This is a genomic window from Streptomyces albidochromogenes, assembly GCF_005981925.1.
In the GTDB taxonomy this organism is placed as follows: Bacteria; Actinomycetota; Actinomycetes; order Streptomycetales; family Streptomycetaceae; genus Streptomyces; species Streptomyces albidochromogenes.
The window spans coordinates 20,568-41,250 of the sequence record NZ_VBVX01000018.1 but is presented as its reverse complement, the minus strand read 5'-3'; the positions used below and the strand labels follow the sequence as shown (position 1 = coordinate 41,250).

The 20,683-nt window shown below is 72.3% G+C and carries 21 protein-coding genes and 1 pseudogene; 13 read left to right on the top strand and 9 right to left on the bottom strand.

The window, feature by feature from the left end:
- Nucleotides 1–190: 190 nt before the first annotated feature.
- Both bla and E2E34_RS04580 read left to right on the top strand, forming a co-directional pair.
- Nucleotides 191–1,170: pseudogene (bla, locus tag E2E34_RS04585) on the top strand (class A beta-lactamase).
- A 154-nt stretch (nt 1,171–1,324) separates the two neighbouring features.
- Complete coding sequence (locus E2E34_RS04580; protein ID WP_208765143.1) at nt 1,325–1,675, top strand: hypothetical protein; 351 nt, start codon at nt 1,325–1,327, stop codon at nt 1,673–1,675.
- A gap of 44 nt (nt 1,676–1,719) precedes the next feature.
- Here E2E34_RS04580 and E2E34_RS04575 read toward each other — a convergent pair whose 3' ends face one another.
- A complete protein-coding gene (locus tag E2E34_RS04575; protein ID WP_138900599.1) occupies nt 1,720–2,070 on the bottom strand; it encodes a hypothetical protein in 351 nt (116 codons plus the stop codon).
- A gap of 104 nt (nt 2,071–2,174) precedes the next feature.
- Complete coding sequence (locus E2E34_RS04570; protein WP_138900598.1) at nt 2,175–2,606, bottom strand: ATP-binding protein; 432 nt, start codon at nt 2,604–2,606, stop codon at nt 2,175–2,177.
- A gap of 250 nt (nt 2,607–2,856) precedes the next feature.
- Here E2E34_RS04570 and E2E34_RS04565 point away from each other — a divergent pair, with 250 nt between their 5' ends.
- The 4 genes from E2E34_RS04565 (at nt 2,857) to E2E34_RS04550 (ending at nt 5,901) form a co-directional block, all read left to right on the top strand.
- The gene (locus E2E34_RS04565; protein WP_138900597.1) at nt 2,857–3,030 is read left to right on the top strand and encodes a CsbD family protein; all 174 of its coding nucleotides are present in this window, start codon (nt 2,857–2,859) and stop codon (nt 3,028–3,030) included.
- Between the two features lie 270 nt (nt 3,031–3,300).
- Nucleotides 3,301–3,597, top strand: coding sequence for a polyprenyl synthetase (locus tag E2E34_RS04560; protein WP_138900596.1), 297 nt, complete (start codon nt 3,301–3,303; stop codon nt 3,595–3,597).
- A complete protein-coding gene (locus E2E34_RS04555) occupies nt 3,581–4,633 on the top strand; it encodes a polyprenyl synthetase family protein (RefSeq protein WP_138900595.1) in 1,053 nt (350 codons plus the stop codon). Before E2E34_RS04560 ends, E2E34_RS04555 begins: the two co-directional genes overlap by 17 nt.
- Before the next feature lie 101 nt (nt 4,634–4,734).
- Nucleotides 4,735–5,901: an oxygenase MpaB family protein gene (locus tag E2E34_RS04550; protein ID WP_138900594.1), complete on the top strand. Its 1,167-nt coding sequence runs from the start codon at nt 4,735–4,737 to the stop codon at nt 5,899–5,901.
- Nucleotides 5,902–5,993: 92 nt separating this feature from the next.
- Here E2E34_RS04550 and E2E34_RS04545 read toward each other — a convergent pair whose 3' ends face one another.
- Nucleotides 5,994–6,716 (bottom strand): TetR/AcrR family transcriptional regulator C-terminal domain-containing protein, encoded by a 723-nt coding sequence (locus E2E34_RS04545; RefSeq protein ID WP_425573309.1) that lies wholly within the window; start codon nt 6,714–6,716, stop codon nt 5,994–5,996.
- 91 nt (nt 6,717–6,807) lie between these two features.
- Between E2E34_RS04545 and E2E34_RS04540 the strand changes: the two genes are divergently transcribed.
- Complete coding sequence (locus E2E34_RS04540; protein ID WP_138900593.1) at nt 6,808–7,533, top strand: DUF4386 domain-containing protein; 726 nt, start codon at nt 6,808–6,810, stop codon at nt 7,531–7,533.
- 175 nt (nt 7,534–7,708) lie between these two features.
- Nucleotides 7,709–8,140, top strand: a complete 432-nt coding sequence (locus E2E34_RS04535; RefSeq protein WP_138900592.1) for a VOC family protein — start codon at nt 7,709–7,711, stop codon at nt 8,138–8,140.
- Nucleotides 8,141–8,183: 43 nt separating this feature from the next.
- Here E2E34_RS04535 and E2E34_RS04530 read toward each other — a convergent pair whose 3' ends face one another.
- The gene (locus E2E34_RS04530; RefSeq protein WP_138900591.1) at nt 8,184–9,113 is read right to left on the bottom strand and encodes a LysR family transcriptional regulator; all 930 of its coding nucleotides are present in this window, start codon (nt 9,111–9,113) and stop codon (nt 8,184–8,186) included.
- An 84-nt stretch (nt 9,114–9,197) separates the two neighbouring features.
- Between E2E34_RS04530 and E2E34_RS04525 the strand changes: the two genes are divergently transcribed.
- Nucleotides 9,198–10,145 (top strand): EamA family transporter, encoded by a 948-nt coding sequence (locus E2E34_RS04525; protein ID WP_244315513.1) that lies wholly within the window; start codon nt 9,198–9,200, stop codon nt 10,143–10,145.
- 47 nt (nt 10,146–10,192) lie between these two features.
- On the opposite strand, the gene E2E34_RS04520 is transcribed toward E2E34_RS04525, so the two are convergent.
- The 5 genes from E2E34_RS04520 to E2E34_RS04500 form a co-directional block, all read right to left on the bottom strand.
- Nucleotides 10,193–10,714: a hypothetical protein gene (locus E2E34_RS04520; protein WP_138900590.1), complete on the bottom strand. Its 522-nt coding sequence runs from the start codon at nt 10,712–10,714 to the stop codon at nt 10,193–10,195.
- 181 nt (nt 10,715–10,895) lie between these two features.
- The gene (locus tag E2E34_RS04515) at nt 10,896–12,512 is read right to left on the bottom strand and encodes a phospholipase D family protein (RefSeq protein ID WP_138900589.1); all 1,617 of its coding nucleotides are present in this window, start codon (nt 12,510–12,512) and stop codon (nt 10,896–10,898) included.
- A 281-nt stretch (nt 12,513–12,793) separates the two neighbouring features.
- On the bottom strand, nt 12,794–13,399 hold the full coding sequence (locus E2E34_RS04510) for a flavodoxin family protein (protein WP_167518211.1): 606 nt from the start codon (nt 13,397–13,399) through the stop codon (nt 12,794–12,796).
- Nucleotides 13,400–13,454: 55 nt separating this feature from the next.
- A complete protein-coding gene (locus tag E2E34_RS04505) occupies nt 13,455–13,805 on the bottom strand; it encodes a hypothetical protein (protein ID WP_244315512.1) in 351 nt (116 codons plus the stop codon).
- The gene (locus E2E34_RS04500) at nt 13,789–14,361 is read right to left on the bottom strand and encodes an RNA polymerase sigma factor (RefSeq protein WP_138900588.1); all 573 of its coding nucleotides are present in this window, start codon (nt 14,359–14,361) and stop codon (nt 13,789–13,791) included. Before E2E34_RS04500 ends, E2E34_RS04505 begins: the two co-directional genes overlap by 17 nt.
- Nucleotides 14,362–14,744: 383 nt before the next feature.
- Between E2E34_RS04500 and E2E34_RS04495 the strand changes: the two genes are divergently transcribed.
- The 4 genes from E2E34_RS04495 to surE all read left to right on the top strand — a co-directional run bounded on the left by E2E34_RS04495 (nt 14,745) and on the right by surE (nt 20,665).
- Nucleotides 14,745–15,662 (top strand): NADP-dependent oxidoreductase, encoded by a 918-nt coding sequence (locus E2E34_RS04495; RefSeq protein WP_138900604.1) that lies wholly within the window; start codon nt 14,745–14,747, stop codon nt 15,660–15,662.
- 482 nt (nt 15,663–16,144) lie between these two features.
- Nucleotides 16,145–17,572: a rifampin monooxygenase gene (rox, locus tag E2E34_RS04490; protein ID WP_138900587.1), complete on the top strand. Its 1,428-nt coding sequence runs from the start codon at nt 16,145–16,147 to the stop codon at nt 17,570–17,572.
- 587 nt (nt 17,573–18,159) lie between these two features.
- Complete coding sequence (locus E2E34_RS04485) at nt 18,160–19,497, top strand: MFS transporter (protein WP_138900586.1); 1,338 nt, start codon at nt 18,160–18,162, stop codon at nt 19,495–19,497.
- A gap of 94 nt (nt 19,498–19,591) precedes the next feature.
- The gene (gene surE / locus E2E34_RS04480) at nt 19,592–20,665 is read left to right on the top strand and encodes a 5'/3'-nucleotidase SurE (protein WP_138900585.1); all 1,074 of its coding nucleotides are present in this window, start codon (nt 19,592–19,594) and stop codon (nt 20,663–20,665) included.
- Nucleotides 20,666–20,683: the final 18 nt, after the last annotated feature.

Genomic DNA, 20,683 nt, shown 5'->3' with positions numbered 1-20,683 from the left:
GTCACGGCCGGTGGCGACAGGGTGAGCCGGTTCGGCGGGGAACAGCTCGGGAGCGCATTGGACCGCATGGCGCCCGAGGGCGAAGGTGGGCGGGTGCGGCAATCATGACCACGCACCGGGACGGGGCCGTGCCGCTCGCCCCGTCCCGCCGCACACCCCGCACGCGGGGCGTACCTCGGAGGTTCGGACCATGCAGCCCGCGCAGCCCCGGCAGTGCAAGCAGCCCGCGCCTCCCGTGCGGCGCGTCCGTGCCCGGCGCGCCCTCCTCGGCGCGCTCGCGACGCTCTCCCTCGTCCCGCTGGCGGCCTGCGGCCAGGGCGCCCCCTCGGCCTCGCCCGCACCCCCGTCCCCCACTTCGGCGGCGGCGGGGCCGAGCGCGCCGGCGAAGCCGTTCGCCCGCGAACTGAAGGCGCTTGAGCGGAAGTTCGACGCACGGCTGGGGGTGTACGCCGTCGACACGGGCACCGGGCGCGAGGTGACCCACAACGACCGGGAGCGTTTCGCCTACGCCTCGACGTTCAAGGCGCTGGCCGCCGGCGCCGTGTTGCGCACGTACTCCTTGAGCGGGACGAACCGGGTGGTCAGGTACTCCGAGGCGGATCTGGTCGCCCACTCCCCCGTGACCGAGAAGCACGTCGGCACCGGGATGACCCTGTGCGAGCTGTGCGACGCGGCCGTCCGGTTCAGTGACAACGCGGCGGCGAACCTGTTGCTGGACGCGCTCGGCGGGCCGAAGGGCCTGGACGCCCACCTCGCGCGGATGGGCGACGACGTGATCCGGGTGGAACGCCGGGAGCCCGAGCTGAGCCGCTGGGCCCCGGGCGACACCCGCGACACGAGTACGCCTCGCGCGATGGCCGAGGACCTGCGCGCGTTCGTACTCGGCGACGTCCTCGGCGAGGAGGAGCGGGCACAGCTCACGCAGTGGCTGCGCACCAACACCACCGGGGACCGGACCATCAGGGCCGGGATGCCCGAGGGCTGGGTGGTCGGCGACAAGACGGGGACCGGAAGCGGCTACGGGGCCGCAACGACATCGCCGTGGTGTGGCCGCCGGGCTCCGCTCCGATCGTCGTGGCGATCATGTCGAACCGCGACGAGGAGGACGCCGGGCACGACGACAGGCTGATCGCGGAAGCGGCGTCGGTGGTCGCCGAAACGCTGTCGTAGCGGGCGGCACGCGCGTGGGGCGCCGGGTTCCGTTCTGGTCGCCGGCCGAAGCCGCAAGGCCGTCGCACGATTCTTCACGCATGTGCGCCCGCTTCAGGGGCAAGTGGGGGCACATGACGCGACCATTGGGGTGGCGGTGACTGGGAGGCTGGGCATGACCGGGATCTGGAACTACCTGCCGGGGCTTGAGCGGATGGCCGACGAGGACCTGACCGGCTACGCCGTGGAGGCCGTGGACGGCAGTGTGGGCAGCGTGGACAGGCAGTCGGAAGTCCCCGGGTACGACCACCTGGTCGTCGACACCGGCGTCTGGGTGTTCGGCAGGAGCGTCGTCATCCCCGCCGGCCTCGTAACCTCGATCGACAGGTCCGCTCGTGTCATCCGGGTGGCCAGGACCAAGGACGACATCAAGCAGGCCCCCGCCTTCGAGCACGACCAGGACACCAGCAGCACCCGCTACCTCGACGAGCTGGGCGCCTACCACTCGCCCGTGGCCGCCCGGTAGTCCGGCGGGACCATGGGCGCCGGGAGCACACCGCGCCGGGGAGGTCAGGCGGGCTGGTCGCTGTATCCGCAGATCCAGGCCAGGGCGTCGTGCACGCCCCGGATGTATTCCCGGGCGTCGCCCTGGGTGGTGGCGTCGTCCAACTGGACCACCGAAGCGTCCACCTCGGCGGTCAGCAGCGGCAGCCCGGGGAAACCCTGGGCGGCGCCCGTCCCGGTGATCGGGGAGCGGTCGGAGCGTCCGAGGGCCCAGCCGTAGGCGGCGGCAGCCCCTGCGGCGAACGGGGGAGGCCCGCCGTGGCCCGCCTGGTCCTTGAGCGCCAGCTCGATGTCCGTGTGGGTGCGTACGCCGACGAGCGGGGTGTCGTCCGGTCGCGCGGTATGGGGGGTGGTCATGTCAGTCGCCTTCCCTGTTCGGCTGCGGAGGAACCCGGGCCTGGGCGCCTCGTCGGGACCGTGGTGCACGGACACCGCCGCGAGACCGGAACTCCCTGGTGGTCTCACCATGCCAGGAATACGTGGATTTCCTTTCCGCCCGGCTCCCGCAGCACGCCGACCTCGCGGGACAGCGCCTGAATGAGGTGCCAGCCGATCCCGCCGGCCCCGCGTGCCGGATCGCAGGAGCGTGGCACGGGCGGAGCGGGATTGGTGTCGCCGACACACACATGTATGCCGTCGAAGGTACCGCGCAGGCGCAGGACGAAGGGGCCGGGGGCGTACTGCACCGCGTTGGCCGCCAGCTCCGAGACCGTCAACAGGATGTCGTCCCGGCTTTCGCGCTCCGAAGGCGGATGCTGACCGGTCAGCTCGTCGAGGAAACGCTCCGCTGTCAGACGTGCGGCGGTGACGTCGCCGACATCACCGCGGAAGCGGGCGGTCACGGTCTTGGACCACGGAGAGATGCCGCCGTCGTCGAACGGCCCGCTCACCATCGCACCCTCCTGCCTCGTTCTCCGCGCGTGCTCTCTTCGGGTCGTACCCGCGCCTTCCCAGTCACTTTGGACGTACTCCCCCGGGACGGCCCGCAGGCGCACCCTTGCGGCGAGTCCACGGCAAAGCGGCCCAGGGAGGACACCCGTTCGTGACCGGCGGGCCGCGGCCACGTTTGACCGGCGCCTCAGCGGTCAGACGTAGGGCGTCCACTTGCTTGAACGGAAGCTCGAACGGAAGGACGTGAACGCTGTGGCTGGGGACCAGAAGGCGAAGTCGAAGGCCGAGCAGGCCAAGGGCAAGGCCAAGGAGGCCGCCGGGCGAGCCGTCGGCAACGAGTCCGTGGAAGCCGAAGGCCGCGCCGAGCAGACCAAGGGCGACGCGCGCCAGGCGAAGGAAAAGATCAAGGACACCTTCAAGCACTGACTCTCGACGCATGACGTCTGCCAGGGCCCGGCAACCCCTCCGCCGGGCCCTGACGCATAGGCGCGTTCCCCCGCCGGGCCCTCTCCGGCCACCCGTGCGACGCCGGTGGCACGCCAGTCCGGCAGGTCGCTCGATCGGTGATCCGCAGCGTGTCGCCGGACGGCTCCGGTCAGGCTTCCGATGAGACAGGGGTGAGCCACGCCGTCCACCCTCGGCAGCCGGATACCGGTCGTGCCGGAGGCGGGGGCCGAAGTGGAGGGGGAGAACGGCATGAGCTGGGACACGGGACCGGAGTGGGGCCGGCCGCGGCACAGCGACGCGGTGCTGCTGGCGGCCGGAGTGGCGGATCTGGCGACCGGAGCAGTGGGCGGCGTGATGAGCGGGCTGCGCGGACTGCTCCGCCGTTCGGACGTCGGCGAGCTGGCCGTTGAGGGGCAGCAGGAGATCAAGGCCCGCGGCCGCCTGGCCCTGGACCGTTACGCTTCCGGACCGCCCGCGCACCTCGAGGTACTGGCCCGCCATGTGACCGCCCGACGCGGGGGCGCCGGCGATGTCCGACAGGGCTGATCAGGCCGCCTTCAAGGCCCGCGTGGACCAGGTGCTGCACCAGTTCGTCGAGCGCGAGGCCGACCGCCTGGCCGACATCGACGCGGAGCTCGCCCCGGTCGCCGAGCAGCTCCAGGTCGCCACGGCGCACGGGAAGCGGCTGCGTGCGGCGTTCTGCTACTGGGGGTGGCGGGCGGCCGGTCAGCCGGACGGCGACGCCGTGGTGCGGGCGGCGGCCTCGATGGAACTGGTGCACGCGGCGGCCGTCGTGCACGACGACCTCGTCGACCGGAGCGAGGTCCGGCACGGGCTGCCCACCGTCCACATGGCCCTGCGCGGCGCCACGGCCGCCGGCCCGCGCCCGAAGGCCGCTGCCCGGTCGCTGGCCATGCTGGTGGGCGATCTGCTGATGTCCTGGGCCGGGCAGCTGTTCACCACCTCGGGCCTGCCGGCCGCCTACCTGACCCGGGCACGGCCGTTGTGGGCCGTGCTGGCCCGCGAGCTGGTGGCCGGGGAGTGCCTGGAGATCCTGCGCACCGGCGCGCGCCCGGACACGGACACGTCGCTGAAGGTGATCCGCTACAAGACGGCGAAGTACACCGTCGAGCACCCGCTGCTCATCGGCGGCGCCCTGGCCGGTGCCTCCGGCGAGCTGCGGCAGGCCTTCTCCGACTACGGGCTGCCGCTGGGAGAGGCGTTCCAGCTGCGGGACGACCTGCTCGGGCTGTTCGGCGACCCTTCCCGCACCGGAAAGGCGAACGCCGACGACATCGTCGCGCACCGGCCCACGGCGCTCCTGGCGCAGACCTGGCAGCAGGCCACGGCCGACGAGCGTGGTGAGCTCGAACGGCTGCTGGGCCGGCGCGGGCTCGCCGAGGACGGTGTGCGACGGATACGGGAGATCATGCGTCGCACCGGAGCTCCGGCCCGCATCGAGCACATGATCAGCGAGCGGATCGAGACGGCCACCGGCGTCCTCGGACGTCCGGCACTCCCCGCCGAGGCGGCCCGGGCGCTGGCCGGCCTGGCGCGGACGGCCACGGTCCGCCGCCACTGACGCCCCCACACCACCGGTACGCCGTCCCGTACGGCGCACCGCTTCCCGTGCGGCGTACCGCTGTCCGTACGGCGTACCGCTTCCCGAAAGGAGTCCCGCAGATGGCCTGTACCGAGCAGTCCCTCGACGCCCTGCGCACCGTGGGCGACGAGTTGGCCGATGCCACCGTGGCGACCATGTTCGAACGCGGTGAGGTCGGAAAGTTCAACACCCTCATGCGTTTCGTCTCCACCGCGGGCGCGCCGCTGCCCGACGGGCTGCCGGAGGTGGCCCGTGAGTACCTGCGGGCCACCAGCGCCCCGCCGGCCTGGGTCGACTGGGACGCGATGGAGCAGGCCCGGCTGTTCTTCATCGACAACAACGTGCACATCTCCACCGCCCTCTCCTTCGCCTCCATGCCCGCCTGCTACGTCCTGCCGCACGTGGCGAAACTCCTGTCCGCGACGCATTCGCTGAAGTACCCCTCCAAACGCATGGCGGAGACCGGGCAGTTCACCGTCTACCTCATGCAGCCGGGCGCCTTCGAGGCGGGCAGCCGCTTCGTCCCGGCCGCCCAGAAGGTCCGCCTGCTGCACGCGTCCATCCGCCACCACCTGCGCCGCGAAGACCGTTGGGACACCGCGAGCCTCGGGACACCGATCTGCCAGGAGGACATGATCGGCGGGCAGATGATGTTCTCCATCCAGGTCCTCGACGCCCTGCACCGGCTCGGCATCCACATGAGCACCGAGGGCGCCGAGTCGTACTACTACGCCTGGCGGGTCGTGGGCGCCATGCTCGGCATCGACCAGGACCACGCCCCGGCCGACCTGGAACAGGCCCGCGAGTTCTCCGACCTCTACATGACCCGCCACATGGGCCCGTCCGAGGAAGGCGCCCATCTCACCCGCCAGTTGATCGACCTCTTCGAAGAGGTCGTCCCCGGCACCTTCTTCGACCCCCTGGTCGGCGCGCTCATCCGCCATCTCATCGGCGACACCTGCGCCGACTGGCTCCAGGTCCCCCGCTCGCCGTGGGACACCGCTGTCAAGGCCGCACCGGCGCTGCTCGGCATTCTCGAGACGATCGAGGACAGCTCCCCGCTCGGGGCCTGGGCCCTGGACCGTCTCGGCCACCTCACCACTCTCTTCGAGCTCAGTTCGCTGACCCGGGGCCGTGTCATGCACTACGCCGTTCCCGAGCACCTGAAGAAGGACTACGACGTCGCCTCCACCGTCCCGCGAAGCCGTCGCTGGACCCCGCCCGCCCCACGGGTCCCGTATCCGTAAGCGCTCGGCACCTGTCCGCGCTCCGGGCACACGCCCCGGGTCCGCGTCCCGGGTCCGTGTCCTGTGGTCCGGCGTCCTGTGGTCCGGCGCTGCTAGCGACCGGCGGAGGACCATCCCTGGCGCCGCAGTCGCTCGAACCCGTCCAGGAGGAGATCCAGCGCGAACTCGAACTCGAACTGGTCGTCGCACCCCTGGCCCAACACGGACCCCTCGTCGTGAGCCACCGCGCCGGCCAGCTCCCTGACGTAGGGGTACTGCCCCGCGTCCTCCTGGGGCGGGGCCGGCCGCGTGCGCGGGTCGGGGCCCGGCGGGGCGTCGAACAACTCCTGTGTGAAGCCCATCATGCGGCTGCCCAGCGCGTGCATCACATGGTGGGTCAGGTCGACGGAGAAGCCGCCGGTGCGGAACATGCCGATCACGGAGTCCATGTACGCGAGCACGGCCGGCGTCGGGCCGCTTCGCGACCGGATCACTTGGGCCGCCCAAGAGTGTCCGACGAGAGCGCGGCGCGCCGAGAGGATCCTCCGGCGTACCGCCTTCTGCCAGTCGGCGCCCGCGACCGGCGGTTCGATCTCGCCCACGACGACGTCCACCATGCCGTCCAGGAGTTGTTCCTTGTTGGCGACGTGTTTGTAGAGCGCCATGGGCACGACGCCCAGCTCCTGCGCGAGCTTGCGCATGCTGAGCGCCTCGATGCCGATGTCATCGGCGAGCACGACGGCCGCCCGCAGCACCCGGTCCCTGGTCAGCGGGGTGCGGCGCACCGCCTTCGCCTGCTCCGCCATCTCGCCACCAGCTCCCTCGTGATCCGTCATTGTCAGCGTCCCGGGTTGACGAGTGTACGACGTACACCTACCGTGAGCCTTCGGTGTACGCCGTACACCTTTCATATGGGGGTAGGTCCTGGTGCTTTCGACCAGAAGAACCGCGGTCGTCGCAGGTGTACTGTTCCTCGTCACCGAGGTCGCCGCGATCGGCGGGCTCGCGCTGTACGGACCCGTGCTGCGGGACGCGGACTACGTCGTCGGTTCCGGCGCGGACACCCGGGTGTTCCTCGGCGCACTGTCCGAGATGGTTCTGGCGGCAGCCGTCGTCGGCACGGGCGTCGTGCTGTACCCGGTCCTCAGGAAGCGGGACGAGGGAGCCGCGCTGGGCTACGCGTGCGCCCGCCTGCTCGAAGCGGCCGTCATCGTCGTCGGCATCATCAGCGTCCTGTCCGTCGTGACACTGCGGAGGGACTTCGCCGGAGCGGCCGGCGGCGACGCCGCCTCGCTCGTCACGGCCGGCAGGACGCTGGTGGCCGTCCACGACTGGACGTTCCTCGTCGGGCCCAACTTCGCCCTGGGAGCGAACTCGCTGGTCCTGGCGTGGCTGATGCACCGCTCCGGGCTCGTCCCACGGTTCATCGCCGTGCTGGGGCTGACCGGGGGCGCGCTGATCTGCGTGTCGGCGACCGCCGTGATGTTCGGCCTGTACGAGCAGGTCTCCGTGCCGGGGTCGGTGGCGGCGATCCCCGTCTTCACCTGGGAGGTGAGCCTCGCCGTGTGGCTCATCGCCAAGGGGTTCAAGCCGTCCCCCCTCCTCGGCACGGCACCCCGAGGGGAGGAGCCGCCGCACCCCGCCGTCGGGTGACGGGTCGTCATTTCCTCGGGCGTGCCGTGACAAAATCGGGACAAGACTGGCGTTTCGGCGTGCGTGAGCGGTCCATGGTGGGCGACGGTGGACCAGCCCTGGGCCGCGCACGTCCGTGCGCCACGTCGGGGGCGTCGTTCCGGCCGGACTCGCCGCGTTTCTGAGGAGACTCCCCATGAACTGGACACTCGAAGTCGTCCCGGTCCCTGTCACCGACATGGACCGCGCCAAGAAGTTCTACGCAGAGAAGGCCGGCTTCCGCGTCGATCTCGACGACGAGGTCGCCCCCGGCATGCGCATCGTCCAGCTGACGCCCCCCGGTTCGCGATGCTCGATCGCGATGCTGGAGGGCATGCCGGCCGCGCCCGGCACGAAGACGATGGCTCCCGGCACGCTCCAGGGCCTCCAGGTCTGTGTCACCGACATCGAGGCGGCCCGGGAGGAGCTGGTGGGCCGCGGCGTGGACGCCTCCCCGATCCGGCACGTCGGTGCGACGGGCTGGGAGGACGGCAAGGGCGACACCTGGAACTCGTTCATGTCCTTCGAGGACCCGGACGGCAACGGCTGGGTGGTCCAGGAGGCCCCGTCCGACCTGTCGGAACGCTGACCGGCCAACGGCTCGTACGTACGGGGACCGACGCTCACGTACGTCACCCGGTGGGCGGGGCGGCGCGCGTCCGCGCGGTCGCCGTACCGCGCGCCGCCCGCGTCAGCCGGTCGGTCACCAGGGCGAGCGGGGGCCAGTTCAGGCGGCCGCGTCTGGCGACGGCGTACGCCCGCAGCTCGATGTCGGGCGCCGTGAGCGGGACGATCCGCACGTCGGGGAGCACGGCGGTGTCCAGCGGCAGCAGGCCCACGCCGAGGCCCGCGGTGATCATGCCCTGCACCAGGTTCAGGCTGTCGGCCTGGTGCGTGACGCGCGGGACGAACCCCGCCATGGAGCCGAGCGTACGGATGACGGCCTCGTCGGCGGTGTTGCGCGAATTGACGATCCACGCGTGTTCACGGAAGCGGTGGACGATGTCCAGCGCCGTCCCTTCCCCGGCGTCGGTCCGCGCGGGCACGCCCAGGCCCCACCGGGCCGTCCACAGCGGGGTGCTGCGCACGGCGGGGTCCTCGGCGGCCGGCGCGAGGTTGTAGTCGTAGGTGAGCGCCAGATCCGTCTCGTCCGCCGCCAGCAGGGACAGCGCTTCGGCGGGTTCGTGCTCCCGGATCAGCACGTGGAGCCGCGGATGGCTCACGGCCAGGTCGCCGACCAGCGGCAGCAGGTAGGAGCGGATGGCGGTGCCGAAGCCGGAGACCCGCAGGGTGCCGTTGGGCTCCGCCCCGGGCGTGAGGTCGAGGTACGCCGCCTCGACGGCGGCGAGGATCGTCACGGCGTGTTCGGCCAGCCGCCGGCCCGCGGGCGTGAGCCGGACCCGGCGCCCGTGGGGCTCAGTCAGCGCCGTACCCATCTCCCGCGCCAGCACGGCGATCTGCTGGGACACCGTCGAGGTCGTGGTGTTCTGCGCCTCGGCCACCGCGCGCATCGACCCCAGCCGGGACAACTCCACCAGCAGGTGCAAGCGTCGTGTCTCCATCCCCCCATTGTTCAGGATTCCCGAACAGAGTGTCCATGATCGGCACGTGGACACGGACGATGGCCAGGCCCTCTACTGGGGCCCATGAGCCCGCTGACCTCCCTGAACAACTCCGGCGCCGTCCGTCCGCGCCTGCGCGGTGCCGAGGGCGGCGCCCTCATGACGCTCGCGTCCATGTCGAGCATCCAGCTCGGGCTGGCGCTGTCGGTCACCCTGCTCGACCAGCTCGGCGCGCTGGGCACGACCGGCCTCCGTCTCGCCTGGGCGGGCCTGCTCCTGCTCGTACTGGTGCGTCCGCGTCCCCGCGACTTCACCGGCCGGGACCTGCTGGCCTGCACCGTGCTGGGCGCGGTGACCGCCGGGATGATGGTGTTCTTCATGCTCGCCGTCTCGCGACTGCCGCTCGGCACCGCCAGCGCGCTGGAGTTCCTCGGCCCGCTGGCGGTGTCCTTGTTCGGGTCGGGAGGCGGACGCAAGCGCTGGACCGCCGCGGCGGCTGTCGGGGTGGTGCTGCTGACCGAGCCGTGGGCCGGCGGCATCGACGCCGCCGGCGCGGGTTACGCGCTGGCCGCGGCGGCCTGCTGGGCCGGGTACATCCTGCTGACCCAGCGCGTCGGCGACAGCGTCACCGGCCTGAGCGGCCTGGCCCTCTCGATGCCCGTGGCCGGTGTCCTCGGCCTGCTCCTCGCCGCGCCGTCCGACCTGGTCCACGTGACGTGGAAGCTGCTCGGCCTCATGCTCGGACTGGCCGTACTGAGCGTCGTCCTGCCGTTCATCCTCGAATTCCTCGCCCTGCGCCGCCTGACCACCTCCGCGTTCGGCACCCTGATGAGCCTGGAGCCCGGCATCGCGCTCCTGGCGGGGCTCCTGGTGCTCGGCCAGATACCCGGCGTGCTGCCCGCGCTCGGCATCGTGTGCGTCGTGATCGCCGGCATCGGCGCCACCCGCACCGGCGCCCGCGCCCCGGAGACGGCCGAGAGACCGGGCGACGACAGCCTGAGCGCGCCGTTCCCCGCCCAGCGCGTCCCGTAGCGGCCGCCTCGGCGACCGCCGGCCGCCGGCGAGGAGCGGCGGCCCGCTCAGCGCCTGCCGGGCGCCCCGCTCCGTGGGACGTCGCGCCCGACCTCGCCGCGGTGGCCGCGCAGCCGATGGGCGGCGGCGGCACGGACGCGTCGCGTCCGGCCCGCCCGGGCGAGGTGGGCGAGGGCTTCGGGCGAGGTGACGGTCCCGGCCGCCTCGCGCTGGAACCAGTCGGAGGCGGCGGCGACTTCTTCGGCCGTCCACGGCTCGCCCCTGACGATCGCCCGCAGCAGCGCCCATTCGCGCAGGCGTCGTACGGGGAACTCGCGATCACCGATCACCGCGGCCAGGCCCCGGGCCCAGTCCTCGAACCGCGGACCGGACAGCAGACCGTTGGCCCGCCGGTCGATGTGGCGGACCACCGCTGACACGGCCATCGTCTCGTCCGGGTCGCGCAGGACGGCCGCCACCAGGGCCGTTTCGTCCTCGGCCGCCCCCTCGGCGAGCTCCCGGAGGTAGCGGGCGAAACGCTGGTGCTCGTCCCCGCCCGGGTGATCGCCGGCGGGGTTCTCCTCGGTCACGCGGCCTTCCTTCCGTGCGTCGGCGACCGGCCGCGCCCAAGGCGCGCGGCGGGTGGGGCCGGGGAGCCCGTGCGCCGACAGTACGACGTGCCGGACTGCTCCTCCACGGCCGGCCGGCACGGGAGATCGCCGGTGGCGCCGTGCCGGACGGCTTCCGGTCCGGGCCCGGGAACGCCGCTCCTCAGAACGTGTTGTCACGGCGGCGGCTGAAGGGCCTGCCGTCGGGGTCGACGAGGATCCGGTACAGCGGCATGGCGAGCGCCTTCTCCGGGTGGGAGAGGTCCGGCGGACGGTACGTACGCAGACGTCCGGGCGGCCGTGGCCCCCGGCAGCCGCCGTCGTGCCAGGCGTCCAGGGCGGCCGCGCTCGCCGCGAAGGCGTCGTAGGCGCCCACCGGGTCGCACAGGGCGTCCGGCGCGTCCGGCGCCTCGGGTTCCTCCTGGTCCAGGTGCTCGCGCGAGAGTTCCAGCCGCAGGTTCCTCGCGAAGGTGCGCGCACCGTCACCGAGGCCGCCGGGATCACGCGGCTCACGCGGGTCGGTGCTCTCGTCCAGGACGGCGCAGTCGAGTTCCGAGTCGTGCGTCCAGGAGCGGAGGTTGATGTTGTCGGACCCCACGGAGGCCCACACGTCGTCGATCACGCACACCTTCGCGTGCACGTACACCGGTGTCCCGGCATGGTTCTCCAGCCCGTACACCGCCACGCGCCCCTTGCCCCCGCGACGCAGCTTCTCCAGGGCCGTGATCCGGCCGACCAGGTTCATCGGCAGGCTGATCCGGCCGTCCTGCTCGGGGACGGTGGGGATGACCGCGACGAGACGCAGGCCGGGGTTCGCGGCCAGCGCCTCGGCGAAGAACTTCACCACATGCGGAGACCACAGGTACTGGTCCTCCAGGTAGATGAGCGCACGAGCACGCCGCAGCGCCTTGAGGTACCCGCGCGCGATGCTGCGCTCACCGTCGGGAGCGAAGTCGTAGCCCCGCAGCAGGCGGTTGGGGTACGTCCGCAGCACTTGGACGGTGTGCCTGCCGCGCGGCCCGGGATCGGGCAGCTGGGGCGGCAGCGTGTCGGCTTCGGTGTCCTCCCGGTGCATCCGCTCCCGCAGACGGGTCAGGGGGCTGCGGCTGAGCGGTGCCGGGTCGTCCCACCGTTCGCGGAAGCACGCCTCGATGTCACCGACGACGGGACCGCGCAGGGCCAGCTGGATGTCGTGCCACGGCGGTCGCGGTCCGTACGCGGCAGAGATGGGCTGCGCCTGCGGGTCACCACGGTGGGCGGCGTCGTCGTTGCGGTTGTGGCACAGGTCGGTCCCGCCGACGTACACCACGTCGAGCTCGGGGCGGCCGGGATGCCGGAGTACGACGAGCTTCTGATGGTGGGAGCCGCCCGGGCGCACCCGCATGTCGAGCAGGCACTCACCGCCACCCGCTTCGATCTCCTCGCCGAGATGGCGGTTCTCGGTCTCGCTGTACTGGAGCCGGTCCAGGTGGGAGCGCCACACCAGCCCTTTGACGATCACGCCGCGCTGCGCCGCCTCGCTCAGGACGGCGCCGACTTCGGTGCCCGGGCCGTCGAGGCGCTGGTCGGGGTCGCCGCGCCAGTCGGTGAACAGCAGGAGGTCACCGACGCGCTGTGCGCGGATCCCCGCGAGGAGCTCCGCGAAGTACGTCGCACCGTGGACCAGGGGGCGGGCGTCGTTGCCGTCCGACCAGGCCACGCGGTCCGGTCTGCGGCTGTCCAGGCGGGTCGCGGAATTGCCGCGCTCGCCGGCCGTCAGGAGCCAGTCGGTGCGTTCCACGGCATGGGCCCTCCGTCCGTACGGGGCTGTCGTACGCCTGCACGCGGTGCGGGTACCCGGTTCGTGCCCGCTCACCCGGCCCGGGCGGCTCCCGCGGCCCGGACGGTCTTCAGCAGCTCCTGGGGGCGTCCCGGTGACGCGTCACCCGCTGCCGGCCCACCGGACCGGTGACACGCCGACGGTCCGCACGTCACCCGCCCGGAGCGCGGCGGATGCCCGCGGCCGCCCCCGACGGCCTCGCGGCGCGGCGGGGCGGTCCGGGCGGGTGCCGGCCGGCCGGGTCAGGACGGCGGAGCCTGCAAGGGGTGCGCGGCGAGCGCCTGGGCGGTGGTGTGCAGGTTGGCGGCCATGGCCCGGCCGGTCCTGTGGGCCCAGTCGTGTCCGCGTTCGTCGTCGAGGTAGTCCGGGCCGGCGCCCGGGCCGAGGTGCCAGTACGTCCACGCCTGGCCGGGGATGGTGTAGCCGATGTCGCCGAGGGCTCCGCCGATCTCGCTGATGACGTGGTGGGCGCCGTCCTCGTTCCCGGTCACCACGACGCCGGCGACCCGGTTGTACGCGACCGGCCGGCCGTCGTCGTCGGTCTCGGAGAGCATGGCGTCCATCCGCTCCAGCACCCGCTGCGCGACCGAGGACGGCCGGCCGAGCCAGGTCGGGGACGCGATGACGAGGATCTCGGAGTTCAGCAGCTGCGCGTGGACGCGCGGCCAGTCGTCGCCCTCGCCCATGTCGGACTTCACTCCGGGCAGCAGGTTGAGGTCCACCGCCCGTACCGACTCCACGCTCACCCCCCGTGACACGAGTTCGGCGGTGACCACCTGGGCCAGGGCCTCGGTGTTCGACGGCTGCGGGGACGGCTTGAGAGTGCAATTGATCAGGAGAGCTCGCATGCTTGCACGGCTGCCCGGCAACCCCGCCCGTACACCGCCGGACCACACCATTCGCTCAGGTGAACCGCTCGGGCCGGGTGACCCGCTCGGCCGCTCCCCGCATCCGGCGGGCGGCCGGCTCGCCCGTGTGCCCCTCGTGACCGGCCGCCGTCAGCACGCACCGCCCCTCCTCGCAGGAGCGCCGCAGCCGTCCCCTCGAAACGGTCTGCACCAGTCCGATCGTCCAGCACATCGGGCACCCGCGCAGCGCCATCGCGCCGACGGGGAGGAGCAGCAGGCTGACCGGTCCGACCACCGGAATCAGCGCCACGGAACCGATCAGCCCGCCGAACCCCACCACGCCCCGGGCGAGATGTCCGCGCAGGGACGCGCTCGCGAAGTCGGGGCTCTCAGCTTTCGTCGCCATCGGCGTTCCCTTCGGCAGTCGGGTCGGGTTCGGCACCGAGCAGGTGGCGGACGGCGGCGCGGGCCCGGTGCAGACGCGACTTCATCGCGGCCGTACTCAGTCCCAGGGCGTCGGCGACCATCCGTCCGCTGAGGCCCTGGATGTCGCGCATGATCAGCACGCGGCGCTGGTCGGCGGGCAGGGCGGCGACCGCCGCCGCCACCCTGCCCGCCTCCAGGCGCTGCAGAACCTCCTCCTCGGCCGACGGCACGAAGTCGTCCCGAGGCGGTGTGCGGTCCCGCGCCGTCGTCCGTGCGCGCCGCAGGCACTCGTTGCGGACGATGCGGAACATCCACGACGCGAGAGCGCCGGACGCCCGCAGCGTCCCGATCTTCCGGTAGAGGATGATCAGTGCTTCCTGCGCCGCGTCCTCGGCGTCCTCGGGGGTGGCGCAGAGGGAGCGGGCGAACCGCCGCACGTTCGGATGCGAACCCGACACCAGCGCGGTGATCGCGTCCACATCACCGCGCTGCGCGGCGACGACCAGCAGTTCACCGGGCCAGGACGACTCAGCCACGGGCGCGGCCCCTTCTGCGCAGTGCGACGTGGCCACAGGCGCAGAGCAGCACGGCTCCGACGGCGACGGCGATGGTGACGATCACGGCAACCTCCATTTCACGTCCCGGCGTTCTGCCGACACGGTGATAAGAGGCGCCGGGCGGCCAAAAGGATTCCGTGCCCCACGAGCCGGGGTTGCGGGCGGAGCGGACGACGCACGAGGCGGCGGCGCCGATGGGCTGCCGTGCGGCGTGGAACGCCTGTGTTCGCCGCTGCCGGTTTCGCACCCGCCCTCCCCGGCAACCCATAGACAAGCGATCAGCCGGGCGCGACCCGGGAACCACGGAGGAAGGGCGCATCATGGGACGCGAGGACGCTGCCGGCCCCGACGGCGGACGTGACATGCGGGCGATGACGTACTCGGCCTTCGGGGGTCCGGAAGTGCTCTCGGAGACCCGGCAGCCGCGACCCAGGTTCGGCCCCGGAGAGGTCCTCGTGCGCGTACGGCGCGCGGCGGTCAACCCGGTCGACTGGAAGATCATGGCCGGAGGGCTGGAGGGCCTGATGGACACGGTCTTCCCGGTGATCCCCGGCTGGGACGTCGCCGGGGTCGTCGAACACGTGGGTATCGACGTGCCCGAGTTCGCGGTGGGCGACGAGGTCGTCGCGTACGCGCGCAAGGACTACGTGCACGGGGGCACCTTCGCCGAGTTCGTCACCGTCCCGGTGCGGGCCCTCGCCCGTAGGCCCGCGTCGCTGACCTGGGACCAGGCGGCGGGCCTGCCGCTGGTGGGTCTCACGGCGTACCAGGTGCTCAAGCGCCTGGGCACCGGTCCGGGCGACACCGTACTCGTCCACGGGGCCGCCGGCGGAGTGGGTTCGCTGGGCGTGCAGATTGCCCGCGCGCTCGGCGCCAGGGTCATCGGCACCGCCTCCCCCGCCAACCACGACCGGCTCCGCGAGCTCGGCGCGGAGCCCACGGCGTACGGCGAGGGAGTCGTCGAGCGCGTCCGGAAGCTCGCACCGGAGGGGGTCGACGTCGTCGCGGACTTCGTCGGCGGCGTCCTGGACACGACGCTGGCCGTCCTGCGCGAAGGCGGCCGGCACGCGTCGATCGCGGACCCCTCCGTCGTCGGAGCCGGCGGGCAGTGGATGTGGGTTCGGCCGAACGGCGACGACCTGGCCGAGCTCGGATCTCTGGCCGACGCGGGGAAGCTGACGGTGCCGGTGGCCCGTGTCTTCCCTTTGGAGGAGCTCGCGGACGCTTTCGCGTTGAGCCAGTCCGGGCACGTGCACGGAAAGGTCGTCGTGGCCGTCTGACCCGCTCCCCCTCCTCCGCGCCACCGCGTGCACCGGTGCCACTGCCGGGCAACCGCACCACCGGGCCACCGCCTTGGCGCGGGCGCTTCCCTGCTCGGCACGACGGCGGCTTCCGTCCGGCACGCGCTCGGTGTACGACGCGGGTGACGGGGCCGCGCGGGTGACGTGCCCGTCCGCGACGGACGGCACATGGCAAAGGCAAGGAACTCACGCGCTCCTTGCCACTTACAACCTATAGCGCACCGGGGGCCTTGCGGCAAGACCCCGGTCGTACCGCAGAATGCTCGTCCAAGGCCAGGACCAGCGGAAACGGCGAACCCGGGTGTGCACGCGTCTTTTTCGACGTGCGGCGCGCGCGGGGACGTCGAACCGTTGGCAGGGCTCGCGTCGCGGTCGCGGGGACTCGGCGTGACGGCGCGGGTGCCGTCCGCCGGACCGCGCGGAGTGACTGGCCGACATCCACTCTCTTGAACGGGCTTTCGATGATTGACGTGATCGTGGTCGGCGGCGGACCGACCGGCTTGATGCTGGCCAGTGAGCTGCGACTGCACGACGTGAACGTGGTCGTGCTGGAGAAGCTGACCGAGCCGACCCAGCAGTCCCGTGGCCAGGGCCTGCACACGCGCAGTGCCGAGGTGATGGATCAACGCGGCCTCCTCGAACGGTTCCTGGCGGTCAGCGAGAAGTTCCAGGTCGGCGGCCTGTTCGGCGGCATCATGAAACCGTGGCCGGATCGGTTGGACACGGCTCACCCGTTCGGTGTCGCCGCCTCGCAGCCGGTCACCGAGCGGCTGCTCAACGAGCGTGCGCTCGAACTCGGTACCGAGATCCGGCGCGGCTGCGAAGTGGTCGGAGTGAGCCAGGACGACGACGGGGTGGACATCGAACTGGCGGACTGCACCCGGCTGCGCTCCCGTTACGTCGTCGGGTGCGACGGCGGCCGCAGTGCGGTGCGCAAGCTGATCGGCGTCGATTTCCCCGGTGAGCCCGCCACGGTCGAGACGCTGCTCGGCGACATGGAGGCGACCGAGGACCCGGCGACGATCGCCGCCGTCGTCGAGGAGGTCCGCAAGACCCAACTGCGGTTCGGCGTCTCCCCCGGCGAGGACGGGGTGTGCCGCGTTGTCGTGCCCGCCGACGGCGTGAGCGAGGACCGTACAGCCGAGCCGACCCTCGAGGAGTTCAAGCAGCGGCTGCGGGCGGTCGCCGGCACCGACTTCGGCGTGCACTCGCCGCGCTGGCTCTCCCGGTTCGGCGACGCCACCCGGCAGGCCGAGCGCTACCGGGTCGGCCGGGTGTTCCTCGCCGGCGACGCGGCGCACATCCACCCGCCGACCGGCGGGCAGGGGCTCAACCTCGGCGTGCAGGACGCGTTCAACCTCGGCTGGAAGCTGGCCGGCGCGGTGAACGGCTGGGCGCCGCAAGGGCTGTTGGACAGCTACCACGTCGAACGCCACCCGGTGGGCGCCCGTGTCCTGGACAACACCCGGGCACAGATCACCCTCCTGGGGACCGACCCGGGCGCGACGGCGCTGCGGGAGCTGTTCGCGAAGCTGATGGACTTCGAGGAGGCGAACCGGTACGTCACCGGGATGATCACTGCGGTCGACGTGCGCTACGACTTCGGCGAGGGCCACGAACTGCTCGGCCGGCGGTTGCGGGACGTGAGACTGAAGCAGGGGCGCCTGTACGAGCTGATGCGCGAGGGCCGCGGGCTGCTGCTCGACCAGACCGGCCGGCTCTCGGCCGAGGGCTGGGCGGACCGGGTCGACCACGTCGTCGACGTCAGCGAGGAACTGGACGTACCGGCGGTGCTGCTGCGGCCGGACGGGCACGTGGTGTGGGTCGGCGAAGACCAGCAGGATCTGCTCAGCCGGCTTCCGGCGTGGTTCGGCGCCCCTGTGGGCTGAGCGCGCGGGAACGGCTCGCAGGGCGGTGCGGCGCGGTCCGCCGCCGAACCCCACCCTCGAAGCGGGGCGGCCTCCTGGCCCCGGCCGCCCCGCTTCCCGGCTGTGCGGCATGCGCAGCCGAGGCACTGAAGGGTCCTGAGGACGAGCAGTCGGCCCACGATCCCCCAACGCCGTGGCCGTGCTCACGCAGTACCCGGCAGGAGTCACCCCCCCCCGCCCGTCACGATCGACAGTCGTGGCGGGCGCGGTCCGTTGTGGGGGCGCGCCGTGGCGCGGGCTCCCGTCGCCGCGCGCCGCGCAGGTACCCGGGCGCGGCCCGCGTCGCGTTCAACCTTTCAACGCACGCCTCGGGGCGCGCGGTTCACGTAACCGGAGCATGTCCCGGCTGGCTCACGTGTCACATCCCGGGTCACGAAACAGTCGCGCCCTGCCGCACCCCTTCCCGAGATGACACGTGTCACCTACTCTCCCCTTCAGCACGCTTCGTGGCCCGATCCCGCGGCTGCCGGAGTGCGCCCGTCCCACCCCGCAGCACGCGCTGCTTCCACCTGCCTCATTGCCCGGCACGCTCTCCAGGGGGCCCACCCATGACTCATTCACTTCCTGAAGGCGCAAGACCGGTAGCAGCTGCTGCTCCCGGCACTGGCGCCCCGTCCGTCGCGCCCGACGAAAGCTCACTTCGTCTGCTGCACGTCACCCTGCCGGTCGCGAACGTCGCGCTCTACCTGCTCTGGCTCGGCGTCGGCAGCTTCCTGCTGCCGATCCAGGTCGCGCGGATCACCGGTACCAACGACACCGCCGCGCTGTCCGCCGCCAGCACCATCGGCGCGATCCTCGCCACGGTCGGCAACCCCGTCTTCGGCCAGTTGTCGGACCGCACGCGCTCCCGCTACGGGCGCCGGGCGCCGTGGATCCTCCTGTGCGCGCTGCTCGGCGCGCTCGCCCTCGTGGCCCAGGCCCAGGCGGCGAGCATCGCCGCGCTGGGGCTGAGCTGGGGTGTCGTGCAGTTCATCATGAACGGCTACCAGGCCGCCCTGACCGCCGCGATGCCCGACCGGGTGCCCGCCTCCCGTTACGGCACGTTCTCCGCCCTCGTCGGCCTCGGCGTACCGCTCGGCACGATCGTCGCCGCCCTCGTCATCGGCGGCGTACCCGGTACCAAGTTCGGCATGGACGGCGTCATCGGCGGTTTCGGCGGCCGGTTCGCCGGTGAGAACGGCTACTACCTGATCGCCGCGATCGTGGTCGTCGCCGCGGTCTTCTTCACGGCCCTCTCGCCCGACCGGGACGCACGGCGACTCCCCCGCGAGCGCTTCGAACTCAGGGCCTTCTTCGGGAACTTCTGGGTCAGCCCCCGGCAGCACCCGGACTTCTGCTGGGCGTTCGTCTCCCGGCTCGGCGTGATGCTCGGCTACTTCGTCGTCCTCACGTACAACATGTTCCTGCTGGCGGACCACATCAGGATCCCGCAGCAAAATTTGCTACCGACTGTCGGCTTTCTGATGATCGTCAACGCGCTGTGCACGGTCGCCGCCTCGGTCCTCATCGGGCCGCTCGCGGACCGGGTGGGCCGCGTGAAGCCGTTCGTGCTGGCGTCCGGAGTCCTCGCCGCGCTCGCGCTGACACTCCCGATGATCTCGCCCACGGAGGGCGGGATGCTGGCGTACAACATCGTCGGCGGCGTGGCCTTCGGCGCCTATCTCGCCGTCGACATGGCCCTGATCACCAAGGTGCTGCCGCGCACGGCGGACGCCGGCAAGGACATGGGCGTCATCAACATCGCCAACGCCGGGCCGCAGATCCTCGCACCGACCGTCGCCGGCTGGATCGTCGCCGCGGGCGGTTACGAGGCGCTGTTCCCCACAGCCGCCCTGGTCTCCCTCGTCGGCGCGCTCGTCGTACTGCGCGTACGCGGTGTCCGCTGACCCCCACGGCCCGTTCCGGCACCGCGCCGCACGATCCGGGCCGGTACCCGCACGCAAGACCTCCCCTGTCCCTTCGTACCGCACGAGGAGAACGATGACCGACACCACCGGACGGAGCGCCACGGCCGTCCTCGCCGCCACGGCCGCACTCCTGCTCGCCGTGACCGCGGGCGCCCGGGCCGAGGTCACACGGCCGCCGGACCGTGACCAGCGGCAGGGCGGCGGGACACAGCCGCTCGCCGGTCTGCGCGTCCTGATGAGCAACGACGATTCCATGCAGATGGCGCGTCCCGACGCCTCCGACGGAAAGGGCCTGTACGAGGCACGGCGCGCGCTGTGCGCGGCGGGAGCGGACGTCGTCGTGATGGCTCCTTGGGCCAATCAGAGCGGCGCGGGCACCAGCGCCACCAGCGGCGGCCACCTGACCGTCCAGCGCCGGGCCGTCCTGCCCGGCGACTACGCGAACGACTGTTCCGGCGCACCGTCGCGCGGTGCGGTGTACGGCGTGTGCAAGGGCGCGTCGGCCTGCAGCCCGCAGTCCGCGAGTGCCACACCCGCAGACACCGTACGCCTGGGACTCGGCGGTGCGCTGGCCGCGAAGGCGGGCTGGGCGGACGGCCCGGATCTCGTCGTCTCCGGAAGCAACTACGGTCCCAACGTGGCCTCCGTGGTCAACGAGTCGGGCACGGTCGGAGCCGCGCTCGCCGCGATCGACGAGGGTGTCCCCGCGGTCGCGCTCAACAGCTCGTACGACCCGGCCGTCACGACCTCGCTCCACGTGGCCGACCGCACCTATCGCCGGACCGGCGAGTTCGGGGCCGGCTTCATCGGCCGGCTGCACCGGCGTGGCCTGCTGACCGCCACGTTCGTCGTGAACGTCAACTACCCGCATCTCGCGGAAGGGCAGCGCCCTCGCGGCACCGCCTGGACGTCCGTGGGGACGCGGAAGGTGGTGCGCAGTGTGTACCGGAGCAGCGGCGACACCTTCGCGGTCGGCGGGGCGATCTGCGCGCCGGGGGCGGCGGAGTGCCGGCCCGAGACCAAGCGCGACGCGGACTTCACGCTGCTGCAGCGGGGGCACGTCACGGTGACTCCCGTGAGCCCCGACCGCACGTTCACCGGCTCGGAGTCCGCGCGGCTCGCCAGGTACGTACGGACCAGCCGCTGATCGCCGACGGCGGCGGCC